Origin of the sequence: Actinocorallia herbida (genome assembly GCF_003751225.1) — a bacterium.
Taxonomy (GTDB): domain Bacteria; phylum Actinomycetota; class Actinomycetes; order Streptosporangiales; family Streptosporangiaceae; genus Actinocorallia; species Actinocorallia herbida.
The window spans coordinates 7749453-7763085 of sequence record NZ_RJKE01000001.1; the positions used below are offsets into that span (position 1 = coordinate 7749453).

The 13633-nt window shown below is 71.1% G+C and carries 10 protein-coding genes and 2 tRNA genes; 7 read left to right on the forward strand and 5 right to left on the reverse strand.

Going from position 1 to position 13633, the window contains the following annotated elements; genetic code table 11:
* Window positions 1-2: 2 nt before the first annotated feature.
* Together EDD29_RS35265 and tig are read right to left on the reverse strand one after the other, a co-directional pair.
* Complete coding sequence (locus EDD29_RS35265; RefSeq protein WP_123670876.1) at window positions 3-584, reverse strand: ClpP family protease; 582 nt, start codon at window positions 582-584, stop codon at window positions 3-5.
* A 277-nt stretch (window positions 585-861) separates the two neighbouring features.
* Window positions 862-2298 (reverse strand): trigger factor, encoded by a 1437-nt coding sequence (gene tig, locus EDD29_RS35270; protein ID WP_123668567.1) that lies wholly within the window; start codon window positions 2296-2298, stop codon window positions 862-864.
* Window positions 2299-2592: 294 nt separating this feature from the next.
* Here tig and EDD29_RS35275 point away from each other — a divergent pair.
* Window positions 2593-2666: transfer RNA gene (locus EDD29_RS35275), tRNA-Pro, on the forward strand.
* Window positions 2667-2766: 100 nt separating this feature from the next.
* On the opposite strand, the gene EDD29_RS35280 is transcribed toward EDD29_RS35275, so the two are convergent.
* A complete protein-coding gene (locus EDD29_RS35280) occupies window positions 2767-4146 on the reverse strand; it encodes an MFS transporter (RefSeq protein WP_123668568.1) in 1380 nt (459 codons plus the stop codon).
* A 375-nt stretch (window positions 4147-4521) separates the two neighbouring features.
* Here EDD29_RS35280 and EDD29_RS35285 point away from each other — a divergent pair, with 375 nt between their 5' ends.
* Both EDD29_RS35285 and EDD29_RS35290 read left to right on the forward strand, forming a co-directional pair.
* Window positions 4522-4998, forward strand: coding sequence for a cation:proton antiporter regulatory subunit (locus tag EDD29_RS35285; protein ID WP_123668569.1), 477 nt, complete (start codon window positions 4522-4524; stop codon window positions 4996-4998).
* Window positions 4999-5005: 7 nt separating this feature from the next.
* Window positions 5006-6220 carry a cation:proton antiporter gene (locus EDD29_RS35290; protein ID WP_123668570.1) on the forward strand — a complete coding sequence of 405 codons (1215 nt, stop codon included), beginning with the start codon at window positions 5006-5008 and terminating at the stop codon, window positions 6218-6220.
* On the opposite strand, the gene EDD29_RS35295 is transcribed toward EDD29_RS35290, so the two are convergent.
* Window positions 6174-7145 (reverse strand): hypothetical protein, encoded by a 972-nt coding sequence (locus EDD29_RS35295; protein WP_148086200.1) that lies wholly within the window; start codon window positions 7143-7145, stop codon window positions 6174-6176. The two genes, EDD29_RS35290 and EDD29_RS35295, sit on opposite strands and share 47 nt — an antisense overlap.
* A 334-nt stretch (window positions 7146-7479) precedes the next feature.
* Between EDD29_RS35295 and EDD29_RS35300 the strand changes: the two genes are divergently transcribed.
* The 4 genes from EDD29_RS35300 (at window position 7480) to EDD29_RS35315 (ending at window position 12891) form a co-directional block, all read left to right on the forward strand.
* Window positions 7480-7550 (forward strand) — tRNA-Gly (locus EDD29_RS35300).
* Window positions 7551-8490: 940 nt separating this feature from the next.
* Window positions 8491-10632, forward strand: coding sequence for a bifunctional serine/threonine-protein kinase/ABC transporter substrate-binding protein (locus EDD29_RS35305; RefSeq protein ID WP_148086201.1), 2142 nt, complete (start codon window positions 8491-8493; stop codon window positions 10630-10632).
* Window positions 10633-11044: 412 nt separating this feature from the next.
* Complete coding sequence (pgfA, locus tag EDD29_RS35310) at window positions 11045-12004, forward strand: cell envelope lipid trafficking protein PgfA (RefSeq protein WP_170201699.1); 960 nt, start codon at window positions 11045-11047, stop codon at window positions 12002-12004.
* Window positions 12001-12891 (forward strand): lysylphosphatidylglycerol synthase domain-containing protein, encoded by an 891-nt coding sequence (locus EDD29_RS35315; RefSeq protein WP_123668574.1) that lies wholly within the window; start codon window positions 12001-12003, stop codon window positions 12889-12891. Before pgfA ends, EDD29_RS35315 begins: the two co-directional genes overlap by 4 nt.
* Here the strand turns inward: EDD29_RS35315 and EDD29_RS35320 are convergent.
* Entirely contained in the window at window positions 12855-13631 is a 777-nt protein-coding gene (locus EDD29_RS35320) for an FkbM family methyltransferase (protein WP_123668575.1), read from the reverse strand. The genes EDD29_RS35315 and EDD29_RS35320 overlap by 37 nt on opposite strands.
* Between the last annotated feature and the right edge of the window lie 2 nt (window positions 13632-13633).

Sequence of the window (13633 nt, forward strand, 5' to 3'; positions counted from 1 at the left end):
CATCAAGAGACCGGGCCCTCGGAGGGGACCTCGTTGGCGCTGGTGATCACACCGTCCACCAGGCCGTAGGCGCGGGCTTCCTCGGCGGTGAACCAGCGGTCGCGGTCGGAGTCCGCAGTGATCTGCTGGACGCTCTGACCGGTGTGGAAGGCGATGCGCTCGGCGAGCGTGCTCTTGACGTAGAGCATCTGCTCCGCCTGGATCTTGATGTCCGAGGCGGTGCCGCCGATGCCGCCCGAAGGCTGGTGCATCATGATGCGCGCGTGCGGCAGGGCGTAGCGCTTGCCCGGGGTGCCCGCGCACAGCAGGAACTGACCCATGGACGCCGCGAGGCCCATGCCGACCGTCACGATGTCGTTGGGCACGTACTCCATGATGTCGTAGATCGCCATGCCGGCGGTCACCGAGCCACCCGGAGAGTTGATGTAGAACGTGATGTCGCGCTTTCCGTCCTCGGCCGACAGCAGCAGCAGCTCAGCGCAGAGGCGGTTCGCGATGTCGTCGTCCACCTGCTGGCCCAGCACCACGATCCGCTTGCGCAGCAGCTGCTGGTGCAGTGCCTCCTGCGCCATGATCGCGGGCATCCCGCCTTCGCGGGCGACGACCGGCTCGTGGAAAGTCGGAGGCTTGCTCACCCTGTTCCTCCGTAGGTGTCTAGCGTTCAGTCCCTGAACATTCGGATGCTTGGACACTAACGCGCCCCGCAGGGGGGTCACGCCATACGGGCGGTCTTTTCGCTGGCGGCGTATCCTCGCCTCTTTTACCCGGCCTGGGTTTAGCGGCGAGGGCCCCCGGCCCCTAATACGAACGCCCCGTGCTCCATTACCGGAACACGGGGCGTGCGGTGATGATTCCGACCTTTTACTCCTTGGTGGAGTCCTTGTCCTCGGCGGTGGGCGCCGCGTCCTCGGCGACCTCGGCGGCGGCCTCGGCGGGGGCCTCCTCGGCCTCCTCCGTCGCCTCGTCCGTCTCTCCGTTGATCTCGCGGCGCAGGCTCTCGATGTCGAGCTCGTTGCCGGCCGAGTCGCTGATCTTGACGTGCTCGACCACGAGGTTCAGCGCCTTGGAGCGCAGCACCTCCGCGACCAGCGCCGGGATCTGGTTGTTCTCGGTCAGGAACTGCGCGAGCTGCTGCGGCGGGAGGCCCATCTGCATGGCCTGGCTCACCACGTACTCGCTGAGCTCCTCGTTCTCGACGCCCAGCTCCTCGTTCACCGCGAGCTGGTCGAGGATGAAGCCGCCCCGGACCGCCTTGGCCGCGGCCTCGGCGAGCTCGGCCTCGAACTCCTCGGCGGTCTTGCCCTCTTCTTCGAGGTAGGCCTCGCGGGTCATGCCGGAGAAGCCGAGCTGCTGGTCGAGCTGCTCGTTGCGGCGCTGGAGCTCGGTGTTGACCACGGACTCGGGGACCGGGATCTCGACCTTCTCCAGCAGGGCCTCCAGCGCGTTGTCGCGCGCCTCGGAGATCTGGTTCAGCTTCTTCTGCCGCTCGAGGCGCTTGCGGACGTCGTCCTTGAGCTCCTCGAAGGTGTCGAACTCCGAGGCGAGCTGCGCGAACTCGTCGTCGGCCTCGGGCAGCTCCTTGACCTTCACCGTCTGGACGGTGACGGTCACGTCCGCCTCCTCGCCGGCCCGGGAGCCCGCGACGAGGGTGGACTTGAAGGTCGCGGTCTCGCCCGCGGACAGGCCCGTGACGGCCTCGTTGAGGCCGTCGATGGCGCCTTCGGCGCCGACCTCGTAGGTGAAGCCCTTGGTCGCGGCGTCCTCGACGTCCTCGCCGTCGATCGCGGCGGACAGGTCGATGGTGACGTTGTCCTTCTCGGCGGCGGCGCGCTCGACGACGGTCAGCGTCCCGAAGCGGTCGCGGAGGTTCTCGACGGTCTGCGCGATCTCCTCATCGGTGACCACGGCCTCCTCGACGGTGACGGGCAGGCCGTCGTACTCGGGGACCTCGAAGTTCGGGCGGATGTCGACCTCGGCGGTGAACTCCAGCTCCTTGCCGTCGTCCAGGCGGGTCACCTCGACCTCGGGCTGGCTGAGGACGAAGAGCTCCTTCTCCTCGATCGCCGCGCCGTACAGACCGGGCAGGGCGTCGTTCACGGCCTCCTGGAGGACCGTGCCGCGGCCGACGTACTGGTCGATGAGGGCGGCGGGCGCCTTGCCCGGGCGGAAGCCCTTGAGCCGCACCTGCTTGGCGAGCTCCTTGTAAGCCTTGTCGAGGCTCGGCTTGAGCTCTTCGAACGGAACTTCGATGGTGAGCTTCACCCGGGTCGGGGTCAGCTCCTCGACAGCGGTCTTCACTGGGGCAGGTCTCCTTGATCCGGCGGATACACACGGCTCGGCGCGCCGGAGGCCCGTACTCATCGACGTGCCCCGCGCGGCGCGAGCGGCCGCCGGTCTCACTCGATAGATTCGGGCGGCAACACATGCCTATGCGCCGTCAAGTCTAGAGGGTGGAGCCCACCGGACGTGACATGGTCCCCCGTCCGTCAGCCCCTGCCTTCACACGAAGGCGGGCACGCGGAGATTATTGGCCCTCATGTTGGCCGCCAAGAGGGCTAGACTGGCGGCTGCTGTCTGAAATCTGACGGCAGGCGGGCTGTAGCGCAGCTTGGAAGCGCACTGCCTTTGGGTGGCAGGGGTCGTCGGTTCAAATCCGTCCAGCCCGACCGCGACGAAAGGCCCCGGACCAGGTGTCCGGGGCCTTTCTCCGTACCGGCGCGCGGCCGCTTGCGCTCGCCCGTGCCCGCGGGCTCGCCGGCGGCTTTCTCAGACGCCCGCGTCGGCGAGGCTGCGCCGGTCCGGGCCGGTCTTGCGCAGGTAGGCGGCCCAGGTGAGGACCACGCAGACGCAGTAGAAGGCCGCGAGGACCAGCAGCGCCGGGACCACCGACTTGGCTTCGGTCAGCGAGATCCGGAAGGTCTGCTGGATGAGGACGCCGCCCAGGGCGCCCACCGCCGAGGAGATCCCGATCGCGGCGGCGGCCTTGCGGCGGGCGGTGGCGACCGCCGACTCGACCGCGGTGCCGTCGGCCTCGTCGATCCCCTCCAGCGCCTTCCTGCGGAAGATCGCCGGGATCATCTTGTAGGTCGAGCCGTTGCCGATGCCGGTCGTGGCGAAGACCAGCAGGAAGGCCGCGAGGAACAGGCCCCAACTCCCGGCGTTCACCGCGAACCAGACCGCCGCGATGCCGGCCGCCATGACCAGGAAGTTCCAGAACGTCACCCGGGCGCCGCCGATCCGGTCGGCGAGCAGGCCGCCGATCGGCCGGGCCACCGAACCGACGAGCGCGCCCAGCCAGATGAAGTGGGCCGCCTGGACCTCGGGGAACTGGTTCTTGATCAGCACGCCGAAGGAGAACGAGTACCCGATGAACGACCCGAAGGTGCCGATGTAGAGGATCGACATGATCATCGTGTGCCGCTCGCGGGAGATCCGGCCCATCTCGCGGATCGTGTAGGCGCTCGTCGCCGTCCGCAGGTTGTTCATGAAGAAGTACGCGCCGGCCGCGGCCACCAGGACCAGCGGCATCCACACCCAGCCGACCGCGACGAGGCCGAACGCGACGATCAGCGGCGGCATCGTCAGCTGGGTGACGCTGGTGCCGATGTTGCCGCCCGCGGCGTTCAGGCCGAGCGGGAGGCCCTGCTTGTGGCTCGGGTAGTAGTGGGTGATGTTGGACATGGACGACGCGAAGTTGCCGCCGCCCAGGCCCGTCGTCGCCGCGATGAGCAGCAGCGCCCAGAACGGGAGGTCGGGGTTGCCGATCGCGTAGACGAACAGCGCGCACGGGATCAGCAGCAGCGTCGCGCTGATGATCGTGAAGTTCCGGCCGCCGAAGCGCGCGGGGCCGAAGGTGTACGGGACGCGCATGAAAGCGCCGACGAGGTTCGGCACCGTCGTCAGCCAGAGCTGCTGCCCGACGTCAAGGGTCACCCCGACCTTGCCGAGGTTGATCACCGCGATGCTCCAGAGCAGCCAGACGCAGAAGCCCAGGTGCTCGGTCACGATCGACCAGACGAGATTGCGGCGCGCGACGGCCTTGCCCGTGGTGTTCCAGAAGACCTCGTCGTCGGGCGCCCAGTGCTCGATCCAACGCCCGCCGGCGGCCGGCGCCGCCTCGGGCTTCTGTGCGGTCAGAGCGGACATGCCCTGCCTCCCTGCTGCTCGGATGGGGGTATCCCGGTAATCCGGTACAGGTCAGGACGGTAGGTAGCCTGCAAAAGCCCGCTGTTGCCGGTACGTCAAACCCCGATTACCTGTCGCGCACATCCGGCTCCCCGCCGATGTCAACTCACCCCGCAGGGGGTGCGATCCGATCGTGCGCAGGGCTTAACCGTGCCGTTACACGGATGTGAAACGACGGCAGTGCACACCCGGTTGGGTGGTTCCGGACACTCCGGAACCCTCGCGGGACCGGTGCCGGTTCGACCGGGGGCCGCTTTGTCCCCCGGCCGATCTTGCGCCAGGGTGAGCTCTTCAAGCTCTCGATCAACCTAGTAAGGACCCGCGAGGAGGGGCCAAGTGGACGTGGAACAGACGGCGTTGCCCGGCATCGGGCTGCGTCATGAGTTCACCACCCGGGCCGGCCGCCGGATCGGGGTCGTGTCCTATCGGACGGGGCGGCGTGATCTCGTCGTCTACGACCCCCAGGATCCCGACCGCGTCTGCGAGACGGTGAAACTCAACGACGAGGAGGCCGACGCGCTCGTCGAGCTGCTCGGCGCGCCCCGGATCGTGGCGCGGCTCAACGCCCTGCACCGCGAGGTCGAGGGGCTCGTCAGCCTTCAGGTCCCCGTCTCCGCGCAGTGGGCCGGCCGTCCGATGGGCGACGCCCAGGTACGGACCCAGACCGGAGCGTCCATTGTGGCCATCGTCCGGTCGGGCCAGGTGAACGCCTCGCCCGCCCCGGACTTCGTCTTCGCCGCCCAGGACGTCGTGGTCGTCGTCGGCAGTCCGGAGAGCACCGAGGCCGCCGGGCACATCCTGGCCGGCGGATAGGAGCGGCGTGCACGAAATCGCAATACTCTTCCTCGAACTCGGGGCGGTGATCCTCGGGCTCGGGATACTCGGCTCGTTCGCGCTCCGCGCGGGAATCTCCCCCATCCCCCTCTACCTCCTCGCGGGCCTGTGCTTCGGACACGGCGGCTTCGTGCCCCTGGCCACCAGCGAGGAGTTCATCCACACGGCGTCGGAGATCGGCGTCATCCTCCTGCTGCTCACCCTGGGCCTGGAGTACAACGCCGACGAACTGCTCACCAGCCTCAAGGGCAACGCCCGGGGCGGCATCGTCGACCTGGTGCTCAACGCCGCGCCCGGCGCGATCGTCGCGCTGCTGCTCGGCTGGGGCTGGGTCGCCGCCGTCGCCATGGCGGGCGTCACCTACGCGACGTCGTCGGGCATCACCGCCAAGGTGCTGTCGGACCTCGGCTGGATCGGTAACCGCGAGACCCCCGTGGTGCTGTCGCTGCTGGTCTTCGAAGACCTCACGATGGCGCTGTACCTCCCGATCCTCACCGCGATCCTCGCGGGCGTCTCCTTCGCCACGGGCGCGGGGACCGTCGCGATCGCGCTCGGCACCGTCAGCGTCGTGCTCGTGGTGTCGCTGAAGTTCGGCAACTACATCGAGGCGTTCGTCAAGAGCCCGAACTCCGAGGTGCTGCTGCTGAAGGTGTTCGGCCTGACGCTGCTGGTCGCGGGCATCGCCCAGCAGCTCCAGGTGTCGGCGGCGGTCGGCGCGTTCCTCGTCGGGATCGCGCTGTCGGGCGAGCTCGCGCACGAGGCGCAGGCGCTGCTCGCCCCGCTGCGCGACCTGTTCGCCGCGGTGTTCTTCGTCTTCTTCGGCCTGAACACCGACCCGGCGACGATCCTGCCGGTGGCCGGGATCGCCGTCCTGCTGGCGTTCGTCAGCATCGTCACCAAGCTGCTCACCGGCAACTACGCGGCCAAGCGGGCCGGGATCGGCCGGGCCGGACGAGCCCGCGCCGGCATCGCGCTCGTCCCGCGAGGCGAGTTCAACATCGTCATCGCGGGCCTCGCCGTCGCCGCCGGCGCGCATCCGGACCTGGGCCCGCTCGCCGCGGGCTACGTCCTGATCCTCGCGGCCTTCGGACCGCTCGCGGCCCGGATGCTCCAGCCGCTCATCACCGCCCTGGCCGACCACCCGGAGGAGAAGCTCATCGCGATCTTCCGGATGCGACGGAGCTCCGCCCAGGAGCGGTGACGCCCGCGCCACGCGGTCCCGCCTGCACCGGCGGGGCCGCGGCGCGCCGCCCCTCGTGCCGGGGCAGCAGCAGCACCGCGTACAGCGCGAGGAGCATCCCCCCGGCCAGCAGGCCGAGCCACACCGGATCGTCCGGCCATGGCTCCCCGTACAGCAGCGTCGCCGAGGCCACGAGGTGGAGCTTGCCGACGACGTTCATCACCGCGACGACGATGATGAGCCTCCTTTCCTGGAGGCCGATGTGCAGCAGGCCGAGGCCGAGCGCCCCCGCCAGGACGAACAGGTACGGGTACGGGGTCGCGAGCAGGCCCGTCAGATCGTCCGGGATGTAGGGGATCACCCCGATGCCCATGACCTCCGCGGTGCCCAGGAGCACCCCCGCGCCGATCCCGTAGGCGACGCCGGTGGTCCGCCGCGTGTGCCGTCCCTCGACCTTCCGGTCGCGCATGCAGAACAGCCACAGCGGCAGCAGGATCGACACCAGCACCGCGAGCGTGAACGACCAGGCGGCGGGGCTCGGTGGCGCCGACGCCCCGCGCGAGGCGATCGCCCCGTACCCCTGGCTCGCGGGCAGCGCCAGCAGAGCCAGCGTCCCGAGCAGCAGCGCCAGCACACGCCCTTCCCTGCCGCTCACCCGTTCGCCGAACCCCGAGACGCCCACGATGAGCACCAGCACGAGCCCGCACATGTAAGTCGGCAGCAGCACCGCGACCGGTGCCGTGTCCACCGCGAACGCCGCCACGACCGTCCCGCTCAGCACCGTGACCAGCCCGACCAGCCACGGCAGGCTCGTCACCAGCCTCCCCGCCGCCTGAAACGGCCGGCGCGCCGTCAACGGCGGCAGCTCGCCACCGGTCGCCTTGAAGATCGAGAATCCGATCAGATAAATGACATGCGCACCGCACGCCAGCAACACAGCCTGCATTGGTTCCTCCGAGGGGGTGGATCAGGAGGTCCAGAAGTAGTCACATGGTCACACGCCCCACCGACAAAACTGCACGCACCCATGCCAAGGACTCCCACCCCTTTTTCATCACCACCGGACAATCCACAGACCCCCGACCCTCCAGTCAACCCCCGAGTCCACCCCTCAAGACGAACGCATGAGTAGCCCACCCCACCCCCAACCAGCAAAAACACCCCCACCCCTCCCCACGACCCCCCCACCACACCCCCGCCCCCTCCGCTCCCTCCCCCACTTACCACCCACCCACCAAAACCCTGTACGCTGTCCCGGTACGCCCCCAAGGGCGCCACACGCGGATGTAGCTCAATGGTAGAGCCCTAGTCTTCCAAACTAGCTACGCGGGTTCGATTCCCGTCATCCGCTCCGAGCAGCAAAGGCCCAGGTCGGAGACCCTTTCTCAGACCGGGCCTTTCTTCTTTCCCGGGATCGGTGTGCGCGTGGGCGTCCCAGTCGGGGCTTTCGCAGGGGGGACGTGGCACGGGTGATCTTCCCGTCGTCGCGGGTGACGCTCCATTCGCACTGCTTGTCCTGCAGGTCGTGGTCGGCGTCGGCGTGTGTGCCCGGTGTTGCGGGTCGCTGATCGGCGAGATCTCGACCAGGCTCGGAAGGCGGTCCGTGCACGGTGGCCTCGACCGCGTCGGACTCCGTCGGGGTCCCGGCGAGGTCGTGGAACTGGGACCGAGGGCCGTCGTGCGGCGCCGTGTGCTCGTCCGGGCCCCTGATGGCCGCGCCGACGGTGTCGGAGAGGAAGGTGCGCCATGCCGTCCGGCCGGCCTCGTCGAGGTCGGTGAGTCCTCCGGGCGGGCCGTAGGCGTCGATGGTGCCCGTGGTCGTCGTAGTCGGCGAAGGCGCGGGGCGTGCCGATCCTCATGGTGATCGCGGCCAGGTCCGCGTCCAGGCGACCGCCGAAGACGGTCCGCCATGTGTCGCCGGGCAGCGCCCGGTTCGCGGCGAACTCCTGCTCCGTGCCGTGCTCCGGAAGGGATCGGGCCGCCGCGGCGGCCCTGGCGGCCGGCCGTGGCCCGTCCCTCGGGCGGCCGGCGCCTGCCATCGCTTCGAGTTCTGCCGTGAGGGGACGGCCCGCACGGCCGGTCGCCCGTGTGTGCTGGTCGGTCTCTTCCCGCATAGGCCTGGGGTCAACGGATGCGACGATGAGCGACGCCGAGGAGGGATATGGACGGAGATGGTGGGCGGCGGGGGTGGAACGGGTGCGTCGGTGTGAATCGGCGTTGTACGGTCGCGAACGGCCGACGTGGGTTGCGCGTCGGAGAAGGCGGTTCGGTGGCTTAGGGGGAGGCTCGGGGTGGACGGTGCGGTGCGCGTGCTGGCGGGGCGGTATGAGCTCGGGGACGCGGTGGGGAGGGGGGCCACCGGGGTCGTCTACCGGGGGGTGGACCGGGAGGGCGGGCGGGTCGTGGCGGTGAAGGTGGTGGATGAGGGGCTGGTGCGGGGGCTCGGGTCCGCGGCGTTCGCCGTTCGGGAGGTGTGGACGCTCGCGGAGGTCAGGCATCCGGGGGTGGCGGAGATCCGGGATGTGGGGAACGACCCGGAGCACGGGGTCTGTGTGGTCACCGAGTTCGTCGAGGACGGGGAGCGGGTCGATGGGCTGGCGGACGGGGGGTTGCATCCGGACGCGGTGCTGGAGATCGCCGAGGGGGTGCTCGCCGTCCTGGCCGAGGGGCATGGGCGGGGGGTGGTGCACGGGGATGTGAAGCCTTCGGATGTGCTCGTGGTGCGGCGGGGCGGGCGGCTGCGGGTGAAGGTGACGGACTACGGGCTGGTGCGGGTGCTGTCGGGGACGGGGACGCGGTTCACGCAGTCGGGGGAGATGATCGGCGGGGCGGCCTGGACGCCGCCGGAGGAGGCCGAGCGCGGTGCGGACGGGACCGCGTGGAACCCGGTGGGGGAGGTCGCGCCGGGTGGGCCGGAAGGCGACGTCTACTCGGTCGGGTGCCTGCTTTACGGGCTGCTCACCGGGCGGCCTCCCTTCCGCGGGGACGTGCAGGGGGTGCTGCACCAGCAGGTGCACCGGGTCGCCGAGCCGCCGTCCCAGGCCGTGCGGGGGCTCTCGCCGCAGTGGGACGCCATCCTGATGCGGGCGCTCGCGAAGCGTCCGCAGGACCGGTACGCCGACGCGGCGGCCATGCGGGACGCGCTGGAGCCGCTGCGCGTGGCCGCGCCCTACCGTCCGGTCGCGGCGCCGGCGGCGCCGAAGGGCGCGAGCGAGCCTTCGCCGGGGAGGCGGCGGCGCGGTCGCGCGCTATGGCTGGTCCCCGTCGCCGGGCTGACCGCGGCGGCGGCCGCGGCCTATCTGCTCACCGGGACGGGCGGGGGCCTCCCCTCCGCGTCCGGCGCTCCGTCTTCGCCGGCCGCCGCGGTCCCGGTCTCGCCCGCGTCGGCCGCGCCGGTCGTCCTCGGGCACCTGACGGCGCTGGGAGACGGCTTCGACGAGGACGTGCAGGCGGTACGCCTCGCGGTCGACGCCTACAACGCCACGCGGCCCGCGGTCCGCGTGGAGCTGCGGCTGTACGACACCGCGGGCGACGACGAACGGGCGGCCGCGCAGGCCGCGGTGGACGACGGCGTGGTCGGCATCGTCGGTCCGGCGTCTTCCGATGACGCCACTGCCTTCGGGCCCGTCCTCGAAGGGGCGGGTGTTCCGAACGTCGCGTACGGCACCACCGTGGCGGACCTCGGAAGCCAGGGCTTCGCCTACTGGCACCGGGTCATCGCCGGAGACGACGTGCAGGGCGAGGCCGTAGGGACGTTCCTCCGGACGGGGTTGAAGGCCGAACGCGTAGCGGTGATCCACGACAACACCGAAGACGGACGTCCGCTCGCCGACCGGGTCCGTCAGGTGGTGGAGGCCCGGGGCGGAAAGGCCAGGGCCTGGGACTACGAGCTCGCCGACACCGGCTTCGGGGACCTCGTGGACGGGGTGCGCGGCTTCAAGCCGGACGCGGTGTTCGTCGCCGGGCACGGCCAAGGGGCGGGAAGGCTGCTCAGGGCCTTGCGCGACGGTGAGGTGACCGTGCCCTTCGTCGGCGGAGACGGCACGTTCGGGCGGGAATTGATCAGCGCCGCAGGAGATGCCGCCGAAGGCGCATTCGCGTCCTGCGCCTGTCTGGTCGACCCCGAAGGCACATCCTCGCCTCCTGCGGGCGAATTCGCCGAGGCTTACCGCGCCGCGTACGGTGAAGCCCCTTCCGACGCTTATACGGCCGAGGCCTATGACGCGGCGACGCTCTTCCTCGAAGCGGTGAGATCCGGGGCGGCCCTTCGCCAGGACGTCAACGCCTGGCTCGGCGGAGCACACCTCGCCGGTGTGACGGGCCCGCTCGGCTTCACGGAGCACGGCGAGCCCGAGGACGCCACGATCCACCTCTACCGGGTGGACCACGGCGCCTTCGTCCGGCTCGGCACCACCACCGAAGCACGCCCCTGACCAAACCCCTCCTTTTCCCTTCTCTTCATTACATGACCGACAATCACCCTCATCCAGGCGCTCCCCCACCCCTACCGCCGCACGCCTCGCCATATACTGAAGGCGTCGAAGTGAAGGACCGGAACATCCGGGTTGATATTCCCTCCCTCATTTCGGCCCCGCAAAGGCACTGCGAGAAGGGCCGCCACGGTCCCTATCGATCAGGCCAAGGCGAGAAGAAGGAAACACCGCCGGAGACGAGCAATACGGCTCGCCTCCGGCGTTTCTTTTGCCCGCGGCCCGGCCGCGGGCGAGACCGGGTAGGGCGGGATCGGGCTGTGGGTCGGGCTGTGGGTCGGGCTGTGGGTCGGGACAAAGAAGGTTGGGTGCGGGGATGAGGCTGGGGGCGGGAGGGGGGCGGGAGGATCGGGGGATGGGCAGGTCAGGGCGGGTTCGGGTGGTGGCGGCGGGGTTGATGGCGGCGGGGACGTTCGGGGTGTCGGCGGCGGTGCTGGTGTGGGGCGGGGCGGGTGACCGGATGGTCAAGGCACCCGCGTGGATCAAGGACGAATGGGTGCTCACGGGGAGCGGGGAGTACCTGGATCTGGCGAAGGGGCGGCGGGTCGAGAACGCGCGGGTGACCAAGACGCGGAGCCTGACGGCGGTGCCGGCGCTGAGCAGCGGCCGGGTCGCGGTGTGGGACTCCTTCGCGCAGACCGTCGACGCCGAGACCGGCACGGTGCTGGGGGTGGAGAACTGGCGGCTGGCGTTCGACCGGCGGACGGGGCGGCTGGCCAACTGCTGCGGTGCCCACGTCGACAAGGACACCGGGGTCCCGCAGTCCGGGCTGGGCTACCTGTGGCCGTTCACCGGCGTGCGGGTGGCGACCTACCAGGTGTTCGACCCGGTGCTGAAGCGGTCCTGGGGCGCGGGGTTCACCGGCGAGGAGACCATCGACGGGATACGGACGTACCGGTTCGTCGAGCGCGTACCATCAACGCCGGTCGGCGAGCTCAAGGGTGTCTCGGGCGCCTTCCTCGGACTGAAGAAGGGCGCCGTGTACGACGTTGAGAGGGCCTACGAGGCGGAGATCACCGTCTGGGTGGACCCGCGGACGGGCATCCCCGTGGACCGCCGTGAGCAGACGACCATGACCCTGCGCGTCCAGGTGAAGGACGCCGAGCCCGTCGTCCTTTCCCGCCTCGACGTCCGGCTGGACGCGGACGGCCGCGAGGCCGCCCTGCGACGGGCCGAGGACCAGGCGGCCTACGTGCGCAGGGTGCAGGTCGTGATCCCTTCGGTGGCGGTCGGCGCCGGCTTCTCGCTGGCGGTCTCGGGCGCCGCCATCGCGTGGCGGGCCCGCAGGCCGAAGGCGCGGGAGCAGGCCGGATGATGCGGTTCCTGCGGCCGGTGCTCGGCCTGCTCGCGGTCGGCTTCCTGGCCAGGCGGATCTACCTGGACCGGGCGGACCTCGCGACCGCCCTCTCGACCCTCTCCCCCGCCGCCTTCGGGACCGCGCTGGCCCTGGTCATCGCCGGGCTCGTCGCGATGATGCTGGCGTGGCGGACCGTGCTGGCCGACCTCGGGTCGCCGCTCCCGGTGCCCGCGGCGGCCCGGATCATGTTCGCCGGGCAGCTCGGCAAGTACGTCCCCGGCTCGGTCTGGGCGATGGTCGGGATGGCCGATCTCGCCCGTGACCGGGGTGTGCCGCCGGGCCGGACGGTCGGCTCCGCGACGATCTCGCTGGCGCTGACCCTCGGATGCGCGCTCGCCCTCGCGGCGGCCCGGCTGCCCGGCGCGTTCTGGCCGGTGCTGGTGCTCGTGGTGTGCGGGCTGCATCCGAAGGTGCTGGCGTGGGCGCTCTCGGTGCCGTTCCGGGTGCTGCGCCGCCCGGTCCCCGAGCACCGGGTGAGCGGGGCGGGGCTGATCGAGGCGGCCGGTTGGACGGCGGTCGGCTGGCTGCTGTGGGGCGGCGCGGTGTGGGTGCTGGCGGACGCGGTCGCGCCGGCCGGCACCGGATGGTCGCTGTATCCGGTCGCCGTCTGCGCCTACGCGCTGGCCTGGGCGGGCGGCATCCTTGTCGTGCTGGCCCCGGCCGGCCTGGGGGTGCTGGACGGGGCGCTGGTGCTGGGGCTGACCCCGGCCCTGGGCGGTTCCGCGGCGCTGGCCGTGGCCGTCGCGGTCCGCGCGGCGCTGATCCTCGCCGACGTCCTGGTCGCCGCGGCCGGGCTGCTGGTGCCCGCTCAGGCGCGGGAACGGAAGAGCACCGAGTTGATGTAGCGGGGCTCGGGGCGCAGCGCCCGCCGTAGGAATCCGCGGTCAAGGTCGCCCACGCAGGCGCGCTGGTGGCCCTCCAGATCGAACTCCGCGAGCGGGGTCCACTCCCCCGCCACCAGGACCTCGCCCAGGTAGCCCCACGACTCCAGCAGCGCGACGACCGGGGCCACCGGCTGGTGGCGCGCCTCCAGCTCGAGGAGGATCACCGGACGGTCCCGCCGGACGGTCTCGGCGGCGCCGCGCAGCGCGGGCAGCTCGTGCCCCTCGATGTCGAGCTTGAGGAACCCGACGTCGGTCAGCCCCAGATCGTCGATCCGGACGCAGGGCACGGCCTGCCCTTCCCCGCCGGGCACATCGGCCTCCAGGACGGCGGTCCCGCCGCGCGGGGCGGTGCCCGTCACCTTGGACGTCCCGGCCAGGCGGGTGCCCGGCGTCGCGGCGAACGCGGCGGTGCCGGGGAACTCCGAGACGGCCGCGGCGATCACCTCGGCCCGGGGGAAGGTCCTGGCGAGCATCCGGGCCATCGTCGGGTCCGCCTCGATCGTGACGACCCGGTCGGCCCGCGCCAGCAGGCTCCGCGTCCAAGGGCCGAACCAGCCTCCCGCGTCCACCGCGGTGCCGCCGCGCGGGACGAACTCGTCGATCCTGGCGAGTTCGGGCTCCAGCCGGGGGTAGAGCGCCCGGACCAGACGGCCGAGCAGCGGCCGGGGCAGGACGCGGGCGAGGGCGGGACCGGCGGTCATGG